Origin of the sequence: Chitinophaga lutea, from assembly GCF_003813775.1 — a bacterium.
GTDB classification, from domain to species: domain Bacteria; phylum Bacteroidota; class Bacteroidia; order Chitinophagales; family Chitinophagaceae; genus Chitinophaga; species Chitinophaga lutea.
The window spans coordinates 647,022-663,194 of record NZ_RPDH01000001.1 but is presented as its reverse complement, the minus strand read 5'-3'; the positions used below and the strand labels follow the sequence as shown (position 1 = coordinate 663,194).

The following is a 16,173-nucleotide window of genomic DNA, read 5'->3' as shown; positions in this document are numbered from 1 at the left end:
TTTGTAAATTTGTTATAGTCTGTTGCAATTGAAAGTCGTTCCAAGAACGTCGCAGGCCAATCCTGCTTAGGTTGACAATGGGCTTTTTTTATGCCTCATAGTGTCCATTTCCTCCGGCCCCACTGTTGCTATGCCTTCCTCGTACCATCGCCATACAAATGAATTTTTAAGCGGAATTTGTCAGCAATATAATTATAGAACCTTCGCTCTCCCTTTTCATATACCCGCTGTAAACTCCAGCACAAATAATCCGCAATGTTCAGTAATGGTTCACTCAACTGATCCTGTACATTAAATACGACATCCGGCGAAACGGTTGTTAAGGGCGCCTCCGTATTGAACATGCGAACTGCCTTTTCAAGGCCGGACATCAGGTTTTCATGCCGTGTACTGGCGGCAAGCTTGGCAATATTTAATACAAGCCTGTGTTCAGACGGGATATGCTGACACAGCAGGTGCGAAAGCAACTCGGCATAAAACTCATTGGAATTGTTGCCATGTTTGAGATTGAATACAATGGGAATTTTTGTAGCAATCACCGCTTCGAAAGAGCAGTCCTGTTTTTTGATAAAGTCAAAAAACAACTTGCGCACCTCAGGGATATCGTCGGTAGCATGGAAAAAGTAACCATGTTGCTGCTTCTTCTTTTCAATGCTACTGATGCCCCCAAAGTATGGAGAGGCAAGTACTTCCCGTTGAAGTTCGAGCACCTTTGCCCGAACAGCGGCCAGGTCGTCTCTAAAACCAACCATCCCCAAAATAAAATGTGTCGAAACCCCTTGCTGTCCTACAATTATCCTTTTCCCTTTGCCATAAAAAGTCGGATCGCCGGCTTCATCCAAAAAAAAGTGTTGTTTCTGCATATCCTGATTTAAAATTGTCAGTAATACGCTCTTGACGGACAACACGGGAGGTAATATAGAGGACTGAATTTAAGCATTTACACCATTCCACTAACACGCTTCATCACTTTTATACCCCGATCAATAATATTTATTAGGATAGTTTTAACACATGCCCTACCTTCGCTCCCTATAAAGTCTATATAATTAATAGGGTAAACGAACCATGAGACATTTGTACAAACTAACCCTGCTTTTGCTGCTGGCCAACCTGACTACATATGCGCAAAACAGGAAAATTACCGGCAAAGTGACTGCCGAAAGCGGACAACCACTACCAGGCGTTACTGTCTTCATCAAAGGAACCGCCACCGGTACCGTTACCTCCGCAGAGGGCAACTACACCCTCGCCGTACCGGATTCCGCCACACTGCTCACCTTTGCATTCATCGGGATGGAAACCAGATCGGTAGACATCAACGGGCAGACCTCCATCAACGTGGTGCTGCTGCCTGCCGATAAACAACTGCAGGAAGTGGTCGTAACGGCCCTCGGCATTTCCCGCAGCAAAAAAGCGCTGGGTTATTCGGTGCAGGAAGTGAAAAGCGCCGAACTGCAAACCCGGCCCACCAACGCTTTGGGCGCCCTTTCCGGCAAAGTGGCCGGCCTCCAGGTGGTTTCATCGGGCGGTAACATGGGTGGCTCCAGCAGGGTGCTGCTGCGCGGCATCAACTCCATCTCCGGCAACAACCAGCCGCTGTTCGTGATCGACGGGATTACGATCGACAACGCGGACCTCAATACCAAAAGCACCGTAAACGGTTCTGCCGGTAAGGATGTAGGCAATATGATCCAGGACCTGAACCCGGACGATATTGAAAGCATCAACGTACTGAAAGGGCCCGCCGCCGCCGCATTGTACGGCACGCGCGCCGCCAACGGCGTGATCGTGATCACCACTAAAAAAGGCCGCGCCGGCAAAGGGCTCGACGTGACCGTGAACTCCGGCATCGAGTTTGAAAAGATCGTGCGCCTCCCCGAACGCCAGAAACTCTACGGCGGCGGTAAAAGCAACACATTCCAGGAAGCGGTGATCAACGGGCAGACCTATAAGATCGTCGACTACGGCATGGACGAAAGCTGGGGCCCGAAACTCGACGGCACGCCGGTACTGCACTGGTACAACCTCGATCCGGAATATACCGACACCTATCTGAAACCGGAGCCCTGGGCATATCCCAAACACGATGTGACCTCGTTCTTCCGCACGGGCATCGCCTCCACCAACAACGTATCCATCAGCGGCGGCGGTGAAAACCAGACCTTCCGCCTTTCTTATACCAACAGAACGGTGCGCGGCACGGTGCCCAATTCCAGCCTGCACCGCAACACCATCAACTTCTCCGGCTCTTCCCGTTTTTCACGCTTCCTGGCCACGGCCAACTTCAACTACGTGAAAAACCAGAGCACCGGCCGTCCCTGGACGGGCGCATCCAACCGTAACATCATGCTCGAAGCCTTCCAGTGGGGCCAAACGCAGATCGATTACGACAAACTGCGCGAGTATAAACGCCCCGACGGTACGCCCCGCGCCTGGAACAGGAACAGCTGGGAAAACACCACCATCGGGCGCAGCACCAAGTACATCGACAACCCGTACTGGTCTGCCTACGAAAGTTATCTCAAAGAAAACCGCGACCGCTTTTACGGGAATGTGGGCCTGGCATACGACGTGAACAACTGGCTGCAACTGAGCACCAAAGTGAACGCCGACCTGTACAACTATCAGCAGCAGGACAGGATTGCGGTGTATTCCCGCAGCCAGAGCAACTACTCCGAGTACGCCAATAACTTCAGCGAGTTCAACTACGAGTTCCTGGCCAACGCCAATAAACGCTGGAGCAACATTTCGCTGACGGCTTACGCAGGCGGTAACGTGATGAACCAGAAACGCCGTGTGTCCAACGCCATCACGCAGGGCGGTCTGATCATTCCCGGTTATTACAACCTGAAAAACGCCGGCAGCGTGCTGAACGAATCCAACTTCTATCACAAGAGCATTTACTCCCTGTTCGGGAGCGTGTCGCTGGGGTATAAAAACTTCTGGTTTGTGGACGGTACCATCCGTAACGACTGGAGCAGCACCCTGCCGCTCGATAAAAATTCATTCGCCTATCCTTCCGTATCGTCCAGCCTGATTTTGTCCGAGCTGGCGCCGTTCAAGGAAAGCAGCTGGCTGAACCTGCTGAAGCTCCGGCTGAGCTGGGCGCAGGTGGGTAACGATACCGACCCGTACCAGCTGCAACAGGCCTATGAAGCCAGCCAGGCATTCAACGGCAACCCCGGTTACAAACTGCCTTCCGTGCTGGCCAACAAAGACCTGAAACCGGAGATCACCAGCTCCACTGAAGCCGGTGTAAGCCTGCGCGCTTTCTCCAACAGGATTGGCCTCGACGTGACGCTGTATAACAACAACAGCCGCAACCAGATCATCAACATCCCGGTGTCGACCGCCTTTGGGTATGAATCCAAATACATCAACGCCGGCAAGATCAACAACCGCGGTATCGAAGTAAGCCTGAACGGCACGCCGGTACAGACGCAGGACTTCACCTGGGACGTGACCCTCAACTGGTCCGCCAACCGTAACAAAGTGGTGGAACTGAACGAAGGCGTTACCACCTTCCCGCTGACGGACCCCACCGGTTCGCTCGTAACCCTGGTGGCCCGCGAAGGAGAGCCTTACGGCCAGCTGATGGGCTATGATTTTGTATATGCTCCCGACGGACAGAAAGTGATCAACGCCAACGGCGCCTACGCCCGCACGGAGCAGCTGATACCCATCGGCAGCGTGTTGCCCAACTGGCAGTTCGGCATCCAGCAGCATTTCACTTATAAAAGATTCGACGCCGGGTTCCTGGTAGACGGTCGCGTGGGTGGTAAATTCTTCTCCCAGACCTATAAAGTAGGGATGCAGACCGGTATGCTGAAACCCACCGCCGAAAACGGCATCCGCGAAAACGGCCTCGTGCTGGGCGGCGTGAACGGCACCGTGGTGTACAATGCGGACGGTACTTACACCGTGAGCAACGTGAAAGAAAACACCACCCGCATTTCCGCATACGACTGGGCATACGGCTTCTCGACGGGCCCCACTTCCCAGAGCATCCTCGATGCCACATTCGTGAAACTGCGGGAAGTGACCGCCGGTTACACCATTCCTTTCAGTAAGACTTCGACGGTGCGCCAGGTAAGGGTATCCGCTTACGGCAGGAACCTCTGGAACATTTATACCGCCAGCAAATACATCGATCCGGAGCTGACCAACAGCGGCGGCAACATCCAGGGCGTGGAAGGTGGTAACCTGCCTATCCCGGCTACTTTTGGTTTGAACGTACAGGTGAAATTCTGATAAATAGATTCGACATGAAAAAACATCTCATTTTAGTATATACATTCACGTTAGCGGCCGCCGTGGGGCTTGTTTCCTGCAGCGACAAGAAGTTCGCCGAAATCAATACGGACCCGAACCGCCCTGTAGACGTGCCCACCACCACCATTTTATCGGTTGCACAGAAACTGGTGCTCGACAATGCGCGCGGCTCCGCCGGTAACTTCCGCGGCTCGATGCTGTTCGCACAATATTTTTCACAGAACCAGTACACCACCGAATCGCGCTACGACCTGCCGCGGAGCAATTCGGATACTTACTGGGACAATGCCTACAAGGCGCTCAACAACCTGGAGCAGATCATCCGGCTGAACACCGACCCGGCTACCAAAACCAGGGTAACCGCCAACGTGGGCCCGAACGAGAACCAGATCGCCATCGCCCGCATCCTGAAAACATATGCTTTCCTCTCGCTCACCGATGCGTTCGGGAACATTCCTTACAACTCCTACGGCAATCCCGACCCGGATTTCCAGGCGCTGAAGGTGAACCCCGATGTGGTGAAACCCAAATACGCCTCGCAGGAAAAAATTTATACCGACCTGCTGAAGGAACTGAAAGAAGCCGCTGCTCAAATTGACGTGAGCGCCGTTACTTTCGGCAACTACGACGGTATTTACAAAGGCAAGCCCGATTTATGGAAGAAGTTCGCCAACTCCCTGCGCCTGCGCATCGCCATCAGGGTACGCGCCAAACTGCCGCAGCTGGCTGAAACCCATATCCAGGAAGCGATTGCCGGCGGCCTCATCGGCAGCAACGCGGAAAACGCCGCGCTGAAATATGAAGCCAAAGCCCCGAACGAGGCGCCGCTGTATCGCAATACGGTGACCGAAAACCGCCGCGACTTTTCCGTATCGCACATCCTCATCAATGTGCTGAAAGGGACTGCCGGACCGTTTACCGCGCCCGACCCGCGCCTGCGCATTTACGCACGGCCTAACAGTCGCGGTGAATACGCAGGGCAGCCCTACGGCCTGCACCCGAGCGTAGCGTCCATCCTCAAAGCGGAAGACATCAGCCTGCCCGGCACCGTAGTGAACGCGGCCGATTACAGCGAAGTGCTGATGGAATATGCCGAAGTGAGTTTCCTCTTATCCGAATACAAAAACTGGGACCAGGCCGAATACATCAAAGGCGTACGCGCTTCTCTCCAGAAATGGGGAGTGGATGCCGCCGCTGAAAATGTCTATGTAGCCGCGTTGCCCGTAGCCAGCCAGGAAACCGTGCTGTCGCAGAAATACCTCGCCCTTTACATGCAGGGGAATGAGGCCTGGGCCGACATCCGCCGCACCGGCTTCCCGAAATTCCTCGTGAAACCGGGCGACGTGGTATGGCCCACTGCCCCCGTGACCGATCCCGAAATGAAGAAGTTCATCCCGCTGGCCGGCAACGGCATTCCTTCAAGGGTGTATTACCCGCAGAAGGAGCAGACCGTTAACCTTGAAAACTTCCAGGATGCGGTAGCTGCACAGGGGAACGACAAGATCGAGACGAGGCTGTGGTGGAATAAATAGACCAATCATTATCATAGTAGAAACGGCACAGATGAATGTTTGTGCCGTTTTTTTATGGATGCCGCCGCGGAAAGCAAGGCAATTGCAGAAGAACGATGTTTTCCGGGCAATAGAATGGGCAGGTTCTAAGCCCACAAGTAAATGGACGCATCTTAACTAAAGCAACAACAGCTCAAATATCATTTGAGCCGTTGTTGTTATTGAGCGCCTTTTATTCAGAGGCAGATAATTGTCGAACTGCCAGCGTAACCGGCTCGATGTTTTCTGATTGGTAGAAGAACATACATGAAGATAGCGGCCGGACTGCCGGTGTAACCGGCGAGCCCTTATGCACCGCCCAGTTCCTTCAGCTGCACATCCCCGAATTCCAGCAGTGAATCCAGCTGGAGGTCCGCGAGGTTGAAGCGGCGGTCGTGCCGGCGGTGTGCCTCAGGTACTACGACCACTTTCATGCGCGCGGCTTTGGCGGCTACCATGCCGGTTACCGAGTCTTCAAAAGCCAGGCAGGCCAGCGGGTTGCTGTTCAGTTCCTTTGCGCAGGCGAGGTATACGGCGGGATGGGGCTTGCCGTAGGATTCGAATTCCGCGGAGGTAACCGCGTGAAACCGGTCGCGGATGGATAAATGTTGCAATACCGACTCGATGAGGCGGCGGGGAGAGGAAGAGGCCAGCCCGATTTTGAAGTTCCGGGCGTGGAAATAGTCGAGGATGTAGGAGAGGCCTTCCATGGCGCGGCCGCCCCGCAGTATTTTACCGGTGACGGTATCGATGATCTCGGTGGTGACCTGTTCGGGGCTTTTGCTGTCCCATTTGAAGTAATCGTGCCAGTAGCTGACTACTTCCTTGGTTCTCAGGCCGGTAGTATGCGATGTGAGCTCGGGGGACAGGCTGACGCCCACCGAAGAGAACACTTCGCGGAGGGCTTCGCCCCACAGCGGCTCCGAGTCGATTAAAAGACCATCCATGTCGAAAATCACCGTATTGATCATAACTTTTACTATTTGCGCCGCAAAGGTAGCTAAAATGGGGCAACTGTAACTGCTGCTGTTCAACGGAATAGGAGGGCCCCTGCAACGCCGCCGCAGGATACCGGCTTCGGTACAAGGGCATAACAGCGGTTGCCTTTGTGGGCCAAACTTCACACCAGCCCGGTGGTCACCGTGCATGGGAGGTGCGGTGGCATAACTGCCGTAGCCTCAATGTTTGCCAGCAAACCCACGAACCCGCTGGTTGTCACCGTACATCGGTTGTAATGACAAGCGGTTTACCTTAATGTCCGCCAGCTAAACCTCGCACCGGGCCGGTTGTCGTAGTACAGGGGCTTCCGTCAAACAACCTCACCAGGTGCAATGGCATACCTGCCGTAACCTCATTGCCCCGCCTGCCAAACCACCGCACCGGCCACATCGCCCGCCCGGAAGCATAACTGCCACCGCCTCAACGCCTCCCGCTTCCGCCCATGCCCCTACCGCCGCTGAAGAGTGCGACGCAACGGCCGCCACACCAGGGCGCCCCCGCCGGGCCGGCCCACCCATTAGATATTTTCTAATTTATCCCCCTGTTTTTTTATGAAAAAAGTTTTGTGTTTACATTCCCAGACTATACCTTTGTATTACTCTACAAATTCTATAGGAATATGGGTTATAATAATATGATGATGAATATGTGCGTGTACTGTTGGGATGTCTCAACAGACTAGGAGGGTTTCAATATATGAGCGAAATAAAGTTTTCAGGATCATACAACGAAGGCCTCCGATATGCAACGGGGGTTTTGTTTTTTAAGGGCCTGTGCCGGAAGTTTAAAAAAAATACCACGACTGAATACCAATTTTATCACGAGCAACTAAATTATCATGCAAAGCTTCAGAACCGAACTGGAAAATCCGATCGTAGAAAGAGACATTATCGAACTGGAACAAAAGATCAGGCTGTTTCGCGAAGGAAAGATTGCGGACGAAAAATTCCGCAGCCTCCGTCTTGCCAGGGGCGTGTACGGTCAGCGCCAACAAGGGGTGCAGATGGTGCGCATCAAACTGCCGTATGGTAAAATGACTTTGCAGCAGTGGAAACGTATTTCGGATATTTCCGACGAATATGCAACGGGCAACCTGCACCTGACCACCCGCCAGGATATTCAGATCCACTACGTATCGCTCGACAGAACGCCCGAGCTCTGGGCCAAACTGGAGCTGGACGATATCACGCTCCGCGAAGCCTGCGGTAACACCGTTCGTAATATCACCGCATCAGACAAGGCCGGCATCGATCCGGAAGAACCGTTTGATGTAACGCCATACGCCGACGCGGCTTTCCGGTATTTCCTGCGTAACCCGATCTGCCAGGATATGGGCCGTAAATTCAAGATCGCCTTTTCCAGCAGCGAAAGGGATACGGCCCTGACCTTCATGCACGACCTGGGTGTGATTCCCAAGGTGCGCGTGGTGGACGGTAAAGAAGTGCGCGGCTTCAAAGTGCTCGTGGGCGGCGGTTTGGGCGCACAGCCTTACCTCGCCAAAGTAGCCTTCGAATTCCTGGAAACAGACCAGCTCATCCCCTACATCGAAAGCGTGCTGCGCGTGTTCGACCGCCACGGCGAAAGGGCCAGCCGTCATAAGGCGCGTATCAAATTCCTCATCCAGAAAATCGGCATGGAAGAATTCGAGCGCCTCGTGAAAGAAGAATACAAAGCCGTTAAAAATAAATCCGTGCCGGTGGACTATGCGGCCTGGGCCGAACCTGCCGCTCCCGCGGCCGGTGTGGAACTGCCTGCCTTCACCATCAAAAACGAAAAACAGTTCGAAGCCTGGAAAAAGACCAACACCTTCGAGCAGAAGCAGAAAGGTTTCTTCGGCGCGTACATCCGCGTACCGCTGGGCGACATCGGCTCCGTTACCTCCCGCGCGCTGCTGGAAAAACTGCGCCCCGTGGTGGCAGACGATGTGCGCGTAACGGTGAACCAGGGCCTGCTGCTGAAATATGTGCGCCCCGAATACCTGCCGTACGTGTTCAGCCTGCTGGAAGAAGCCGGCTTCTCCGCCGCAGGTTTCGACAGCATCGCGGACATCACGGCCTGCCCGGGTACAGACACCTGTAACCTCGGTATTTCCAGCAGCACCGGCATCGCCGCCGCACTGGAAGGCGTGATCCACGACGAATTCCCGGACCTCATCTACAACAACGACATTAAAATAAAAATCAGCGGCTGTATGAACTCCTGCGGCCAGCACGGTCTCGCGCACATCGGCTTCCACGGCTCTTCCCTGAAGAGCGGTGGTAAAGTGCTGCCGGCCCTGCAGGTGCTGCTCGGCGGCGGTACGCTGCGCGACGGCGCCGGCCGGGTGTCTGACAAGGTGCTGAAAGTTCCCAGCCGCCGCGGCCCGGACGTACTGCGCACCCTGCTGTACGACTACGAAGCCAACGCGGAAAACAAGGAGCTGTTCAACGACTACTACGACCGCAAAGGCGAAAAATATTTCTACGAACTGCTGAAACCGCTGGCCGACCTGACCAGCATCCAGGACGGTGATTTCATCGACTGGGGCCAGGCCGAATCCTTCAGCACCGCCATCGGTGTAGGGGAATGCGCCGGCGTGATGATCGACCTGATCGCCACCCTGCTGTTCGAAGCGGAAGAAAAACTGGAATGGGCCGCACAGTCGTTCGCCAACAACGCCTGGGCCGACGGTATCTACCAGGCCTATGCCTGCATGATCCAGACCGCCAAGTCCATCCTGCTCGACGAGAACGTGAACTGCAACACGCAGCACGGCATCATGAGCGATTTTGACAAACACTTTGTAGAAACCGGCCGCTTCCCGCTGGAGGGTACTTTCCGTAACATGGTGCTGCAGATCAACCAGCACGAGCCTACCGAAAGCTTCGCCAAACAGTATTACCAGCAGGCCAAGGCATTTTATGACCGCGCGCAGCAGTACCGCGCGGAGAAACAGGCGGCTAACGTGAACGCCTAACCGATCAACCTTAAAAAATAACGATCATGCAAACAACACAACCGAAAGTGACGCTGGTAGGGGCAGGGCCCGGTGACCCGGACCTGATTACCGTAAAGGGGCTGAAGGCGATCCAGAACGCCCGGGTTATCCTGTACGACGCGCTGAGCAACAATGAGCTGCTGGACAATGCGCCGCAGAACTGTCTGAAAAGATTTGTGGGCAAACGCGCCGGCATGCATGTGTATACCCAGGCGGAAATCAACCGCATGATCGTTAAATATGCGCTCACCTACGGCAATGTGGTGCGCCTGAAAGGCGGTGATTCATTCGTGTTCGGCCGTGGCCAGGAAGAACTGGCTGCCGCACAGCAATACGGCATCGAAACGGAAGTGGTGCCCGGCGTGAGCAGCGCCATCTCCGTGCCCGGCGTCAATAAAATCCCCGTTACCGCGCGTAACGTGAGCGAAGGGTTTTGGGTGATCACCGGCACCACGCAGGACGGTAAACTGTCGCGCGACCTGGAATACGCCATACAGGCGGATACCACGGTGGTGATCCTCATGGGCATGAGCAAGCTGGAGGAGATCGCCGCCATCTATAGCCAGCTGGGCAAAGGCCAGGTACCCGCGGCCATCATCCAGAACGGTACCCTGCCCAGCCAGAAAATAGGCGTAGGGGTGGCGGCTGACCTGGCGGTGTTTGCCGCGCAGCAGGGCCTGCGCAACCCCGCCATCATCGTGATCGGCGAAGTTGTGCGTTTCCATGAGGCATTTCAGGCTTTACAGAGTAAATTAGCGGAAGATTATAAACTGGCCGTTTAACAATAAAACCGCGCGCGTATGGAGACCAATCATTTATTTCCCGTTTTCTTCAAACTGGAGCAGCTCCAGGTGCTGGTAGTGGGAGGCGGAAATGTGGGCTGTGAAAAGGTGAACGCCATTTTGCAGAATTGTCCCGCTGCGCGTGTGACCGTTGTAGCGACCTGGTTTCTGCCGGAGATGGACACCATTACCGCGGGTTATCCGAATGTTACCCTGGTGCAGAAAGCCTTTTCGTGCGGCGATATTTTCGGGAAAGACCTGGTGATCGCCGCTACGTCCGACAAAGAGCTGAACACCTGCATCTGGGAAAAGGCCAAGGCCTCCAAAGTGCTTATCAATGTGGCGGATACGCCGGCGCTGTGCGACTTTTACCTGGGCTCCGTGGTGCAGAAGGGCAACCTCAAGATCGCGATTTCCACCAACGGCAAATCGCCCACCATCGCCAAAAGACTGAAAGAAGTACTGGCCGACGCCATTCCCGATTCGCTTGAAAACGTACTGCAGCACCTGAACGCCATCCGCGACCGGCTGAAAGGGGATTTCGCCGACAAGGTGAAAAAACTCAACGAGCTGACGAGCGTGCTGGTGGACAAAAAATAAACATGATCTGAGACTATAAAAAGAACGAGGCTGTTCCGGACGGAGCAGCCTCGTTCTTTTTATACGGCCAGCAGCTTGATGTATTCCCGCGGCGACATGCCTTTGATCTCCCTGAAAAAGCGGTTGAAATTGGAAAGACTGTTGAACCCGCATTCATAAGCCAGGCTGGCGATCTGCCGCTCGCCGTCGGCCATCAGCTTGCAGGCATGCCCGATGCGCACTTCGTTTAAAAACTGCACGAACGTTTTTTGCGTACGGCTTTTGAAATACCGGCAAAAAGCCTGTTTGTTCATATGCGCGAGTTTCGCGACGGCATCGAGCTGGATGTCTGTTTTAAAATGGCTGAATACATGGGTGAATACGCGGTCTATCCGGTCGTTGTCTTTCGCCTGGTACGTATTCACGTAGCCTTCGCTGGCCAGCAGTTCGAATTCTTTCGAACGGATGAGCACTTCCAGTATCTGCATGAACGTGGTCAGCCGGTGCATGCCCTGCTGTGCGGTGATGTTGTGCATCAGCTGCTTCAGTTCCTCTTTCGTTTTGCCGGAAAACTTCATGCCGCGGCGGGCTTTTTTCAGTAAAGCGGCGATGTGATTCCCCTCCCCGAACATCTCCATGGCGGTCGTCAGTTTATCGGGGTCGAAAAATAAAGCGAGCGAACGGGCATGTGTTTCGTTTTCCCCTTTTTCGAAGTACCGCCGGTCGTTGTACCATACATGCGGAATATCCGGTCCCAGCAGGATGAGCTCCCCGCTGCTGAAAATCTCCACGCTGTCGCCGATGATGCGTTTGCCCTCGCTTTCTTCCACGTACACCATCTGGCATTCCCTGTGAAAATGGAATTCCGTGGAGAAGTTCGGGAGGTCGATGACGCGGACGGCAAACACATCCATCTGCACGTCTTCCTGTATTTTGGTAAAAACCGGTTTCATATTAGCGGGCAGGCTGAATTAGTGAACGAATACAGGCTAATATTAGGGAATTATGGGCATTCTGCAAATTCTGCTTCTCAGTGGAGCGGGGAAGGGATGCGTCCCAAATTAGCAGGATTGTACTGCCGGGTGAGATTGCATGCTAATATACGCCGATAACTGGTCAATGAGCCGGTTGTATTCCGGTGTGGCCGCCATTAGTTTTGTTGATATCATATTCCACGGAAAAACCACGAATGAGAGGAAGAACGTGCCGCGGCGTGGGCTCATGCCGCGGATACGGTTACAGTGTGAAAAGACTGGCGGATATGGATGGAGGTGCAGGATAGTGATCACCGCCACACCGGATGCTTTAACTTTATCCAAACGTTCAAGGTATCCCAAAAAAATTCAGACATGCAATTATTAAAAGATAAAGTGATGCTCCTCACCGGCGGTGCAGACGGCATCGGATGGGAATGTGCAAAGGCTTATGCTGCTGCCGGGGCGCTGGTCTGTATCGTGGACATTCATCCGGTTGATGAGGCGAAGCGTGCGGCGCTGAAAGGCGATCATGCCTTTTTTACGGCGGACGTGACGCGGGAGGACGATGTGCAACGCGTCATGGCGGATATCATCAGCAGGTACGGCCGGCTGGATGGCATTCACAACAACGCCGGCATCGCGCGGCCGTCGAGCCCGCTGCACAGCACCACGGAAGACGAGTGGGACCAATTGATGAACGTGAACCTGAAGAGCATTTACCGCACCACCAAAGCCGGTATCGGTCATTTACAACAATCCCGCGGCTGTATCCTGAACACCAGCTCGCTGGTAGGCAGCATCGGGCAGGAGAATCACGCCGCCTATGTGGCCACGAAAGGCGCGGTGAACGCGCTCACCAAAGCGATGGCGCTGGATTACGCATCCGCCGGCATCCGGGTGAACGCCGTAGCGCCGGCGGCCGTGAGCACGCCGATGCTGGAAGCCTGGAGCCGTGAACAGCCCAACAGGGAAGCCATGCGGCAATACCTGGATCAACTGCAACCGCTGGGCCCCATGCCCAAAGGCGACGTGATCGCCGATGCCTGCGTGTTCCTGCTGAGCGATGCGGCGCGTTTCATCACCGGGTGCATATTGCCCGTCTCCGGTGGGGCTGAACTAGGATACCGGGCGCTTATTTAAAAAAACGAGTCAACACAACTGCATGATAAAAAGTATTGAAGCGGCGGACAGGCGGTACGATCTGAAAAACGGCGCCGGCAGCGACGCGGTACATACCAACCCGCAATATGCCTACGCCGTGGCCAAACTGACGGACGACGACGGCACCACCGGCGCCGGGCTGGCCTTTACACTGGGCGAAGGGAACGACCTGGTGTGCAAAGCGGCGGCATTTTACGCCGGCCGTTTGAAGGGGCAAGACGTTGAAACGCTGATGCACGGCTTCGGCAACACCTTCCGTGCGCTCTCCAACGAGCAGCAGTTCCGCTGGCTGGGCCCGCATAAAGGCGTGGTGCACCTCGGCCTCGCCGCCGTCACCAATGCCTGCTTCGACCTCTGGGCCAAAAAACGCGGTGTGCCGCTCTGGAAATTGCTGATCAGCCTGAGCCCGGAAGAACTGGTGAACACGCTCGACCTCTCTTACCTCGAAGACGTGCTGACGCGCGAAGAAGCGATCGCCCTGCTGCAAAAGGAAGCGCCCGGTGCAGCCGCCAGGGAAGCCATCCTGCAAAGCGGTTACCCGGGTTACGATACCTCGGTGGGCTGGTTCAATTACGACGACGCACAGGTGCGCGAGAACTGTAAAAAAGCGCTGGCGGAGGGTTTCGTAGCGATGAAACTCAAAGTAGGCTCCGCCGATCCCCTGCGCGACATCCGCCGCGCCAACATCGTACGGGATACGGTAGGGGAGCAGGTAAAAGTGATGCTCGACGCCAACCAGCAATGGACCCTGCCGCAGGCCATCTCCATCTGCAACGAATTAAAACACATGCACCCGTACTGGGTGGAAGAGCCCACGCATCCGGACGATGTGCTCGCACACGTTACGCTCGCCAAAGCGATTGCGCCGGTGAAGCTCGCGCTGGGGGAGCATGTGCCCAACCGCGTGGTGTTCAAGAATTACCTCCAGACCGGCTGCGCGGGGTTCATCCAGGCGGATGCCGTGAGAGTGGGCGGGGTGAGCGAGTTCATCACCATCAGCCTGCTGTGCCGGAAGTTCGGCGTGCCCGTAGTGCCGCACGTGGGAGATATGGGGCAATTACACCAGCACCTCGTGCTGTTCAATCATATCGCTATGGGGCACGATGCTTTGTTTCTCGAGCACATCCCTCATTTGAAAGAACATTTCCTGCACCCGGTGCGCATCGAAAACGGCGTGTACGTTACGCCGCAGGAGCCGGGCAGCAGCTGTGATTTAAAATAATCTGGAAAAAATGGTCAATACGGCGGATATCGTTATTGCAGTAGGTTACATCCTGTTGATCGTGGTCATCGGTCTGTGGGCGGGCACACGCAGGAAAACGGCGAAGGATGCTTCGTCCAGCGAATATTTCCTGGCAGGCAAAACTCTGCGCTGGCCGATGATCGGGCTGGCGCTGTTCGCCACCAACATTTCGTGCCTGCACCTGGTGAGCCTTGCCCAGAGCGGGTTCGATACGGGGTTGCTCAATGGCAACTTCGAATGGATGGCCGCTTTCACGCTCATTTTGCTGGCGCTGTTCTTTGTGCCGTTTTATATCCGTTCGGGGGTGGCCACGCTACCCGATTTTCTCGAAAGAAGGTATAACAGGGCTTGCCGTGACTGGCTGGCGTTCGTGTCCATCATCGCCGCCGTCATCATTCATATCGCCTTTTCTTTTCTCGCCGGGGGCATTGTACTGGAAACCTTGTTCGGCATCAACATGTACACCAGCATCATCATCATTGCCGCCCTTACCGGGCTCTATACCATCGTAGGCGGCCTGCGGGCCGTGGTGGTGACGGAATCGATACAGAGCGTGGTGCTGATCGCAGGCGCCATCATCATCACCATCGCCGCCTGGACCAAAATGGGCGGCTGGCAGCCGATGACGGCGGTGCTACAGGAGCACAACGCGATGGATAAACTCAGCATGCTCCGCCCCGCGGGCGACGCCAGCGGCATGTCGTGGCTGGCGGTGTTCCTCGGCTACCCCGTACTGGGCATCTGGTACTGGTGCGCGGATCAGACCATCGTGCAGCGGGTGCTGGGCGCGAAAGACGAAAACAACGCCAGGGTGGGCGCACTGTTCTGCGGATTCATCAAAATACTGCCGGTTTTCATTTTTGTGCTGCCCGGTTTGTTCGCCTACGCATTGTATCGGTCCGGCGGGCTCAACGTCAGCGCCCTGCAGCAGGCGGGCAGCGACACCCTTAACACCAAAGGCATTTACACCCTCATGATCACCCAGTTGCTGCCTTCCGGCTTGATAGGTGTGCTGGTGGCGGCGCTGCTCTCGGGGCTGATGAGCCAGATCGCGGGCGCGCTCAATTCCATCGCCACCCTGGCGAGTTACGACCTGTACAAAAGATTCAAGCCGGACACGCCGGATGTTAAACTGGTCAAAGTAGGGCGGTGGGCATCCGGCATCGCATTGCTCGTGTCGGTGGGATTGCTGCCGCTGCTGAACCAATACCAGAGCCTCTTTGAGGGAATCAACGATGTGATCGCGCACATCGCTCCGCCCATTACCTGCGTGTTCCTGCTGGGCATCTGGTGGAAGAAGGCGTCGCCGAAGTCCGCGCAGTTCACGTTGTGGATCGGCTCGCTGCTCGGTGCGGTGGTGTATGCGGTGAATAAACTGTACCCGTCCAGCGTATTGGCGAAAGTGCCTTTTATGATGATGGCCTTTTACCTGTTCGCGGCCTGTGTGGTATTGCAGGTAACGCTGTCTTATATCTACCCGGTTACGCATACGGCGCAAAGCGGCACGCTCTACTGGCGCTCGTTCCGCGAACCGTTGCAAAGCAGGGGATGGAATGGAATCGGAAACTATAAAACACTGTCCGTGCTCCTCCTGCTGACAATGGGAGTATTGTACTGGATTTTCAGATAA

Annotated in this window: 11 protein-coding genes; 8 read left to right on the top strand and 3 right to left on the bottom strand. The window is 55.1% G+C overall.

Translation table 11 applies throughout. The features are described 5' to 3' along the window. Positions 1–128: 128 nt before the first annotated feature. A complete protein-coding gene (locus tag EGT74_RS02600; protein WP_123844976.1) occupies positions 129–863 on the bottom strand; it encodes a DUF3800 domain-containing protein in 735 nt (244 codons plus the stop codon). Positions 864–1,077: 214 nt separating this feature from the next. On the opposite strand from EGT74_RS02600, the gene EGT74_RS02595 reads away from it, so the two are divergent. Continuing rightward, positions 1,078–4,254 carry a SusC/RagA family TonB-linked outer membrane protein gene (locus tag EGT74_RS02595; RefSeq protein ID WP_220392796.1) on the top strand — a complete coding sequence of 1,059 codons (3,177 nt, stop codon included), beginning with the start codon at positions 1,078–1,080 and terminating at the stop codon, positions 4,252–4,254. 14 nt (positions 4,255–4,268) lie between these two features. After that, positions 4,269–5,807, top strand: a complete 1,539-nt coding sequence (locus tag EGT74_RS02590) for a SusD/RagB family nutrient-binding outer membrane lipoprotein (RefSeq protein ID WP_123844974.1) — start codon at positions 4,269–4,271, stop codon at positions 5,805–5,807. Between the two features lie 326 nt (positions 5,808–6,133). On the opposite strand, the gene hxpB is transcribed toward EGT74_RS02590, so the two are convergent. Further along, positions 6,134–6,796 (bottom strand): hexitol phosphatase HxpB, encoded by a 663-nt coding sequence (gene hxpB, locus EGT74_RS02585; RefSeq protein WP_158617970.1) that lies wholly within the window; start codon positions 6,794–6,796, stop codon positions 6,134–6,136. 866 nt (positions 6,797–7,662) lie between these two features. On the opposite strand from hxpB, the gene EGT74_RS02580 reads away from it, so the two are divergent. The 3 genes from EGT74_RS02580 to EGT74_RS02570 are packed head-to-tail and all read left to right on the top strand — an operon-like array spanning position 7,663 to position 11,183. Continuing rightward, on the top strand, positions 7,663–9,780 hold the full coding sequence (locus EGT74_RS02580; RefSeq protein WP_123844972.1) for a HEPN domain-containing protein: 2,118 nt from the start codon (positions 7,663–7,665) through the stop codon (positions 9,778–9,780). A gap of 26 nt (positions 9,781–9,806) precedes the next feature. Beyond that, the gene (cobA, locus tag EGT74_RS02575; protein ID WP_123844971.1) at positions 9,807–10,583 is read left to right on the top strand and encodes a uroporphyrinogen-III C-methyltransferase; all 777 of its coding nucleotides are present in this window, start codon (positions 9,807–9,809) and stop codon (positions 10,581–10,583) included. 18 nt (positions 10,584–10,601) lie between these two features. Then, a complete protein-coding gene (locus EGT74_RS02570) occupies positions 10,602–11,183 on the top strand; it encodes a precorrin-2 dehydrogenase/sirohydrochlorin ferrochelatase family protein (protein WP_123844970.1) in 582 nt (193 codons plus the stop codon). 59 nt (positions 11,184–11,242) lie between these two features. Here EGT74_RS02570 and EGT74_RS02565 read toward each other — a convergent pair whose 3' ends face one another. After that, positions 11,243–12,115, bottom strand: a complete 873-nt coding sequence (locus EGT74_RS02565) for an AraC family transcriptional regulator (protein WP_123844969.1) — start codon at positions 12,113–12,115, stop codon at positions 11,243–11,245. A 396-nt stretch (positions 12,116–12,511) separates the two neighbouring features. On the opposite strand from EGT74_RS02565, the gene EGT74_RS02560 reads away from it, so the two are divergent. The 3 genes from EGT74_RS02560 to EGT74_RS02550 are packed head-to-tail and all read left to right on the top strand — an operon-like array spanning position 12,512 to position 16,173. Beyond that, entirely contained in the window at positions 12,512–13,279 is a 768-nt protein-coding gene (locus EGT74_RS02560) for an SDR family NAD(P)-dependent oxidoreductase (protein ID WP_123844968.1), read from the top strand. Positions 13,280–13,301: 22 nt separating this feature from the next. Beyond that, the gene (locus tag EGT74_RS02555) at positions 13,302–14,522 is read left to right on the top strand and encodes an enolase C-terminal domain-like protein (protein WP_123844967.1); all 1,221 of its coding nucleotides are present in this window, start codon (positions 13,302–13,304) and stop codon (positions 14,520–14,522) included. Positions 14,523–14,532: 10 nt separating this feature from the next. Continuing rightward, positions 14,533–16,173: a sodium:solute symporter gene (locus EGT74_RS02550; RefSeq protein WP_123844966.1), complete on the top strand. Its 1,641-nt coding sequence runs from the start codon at positions 14,533–14,535 to the stop codon at positions 16,171–16,173.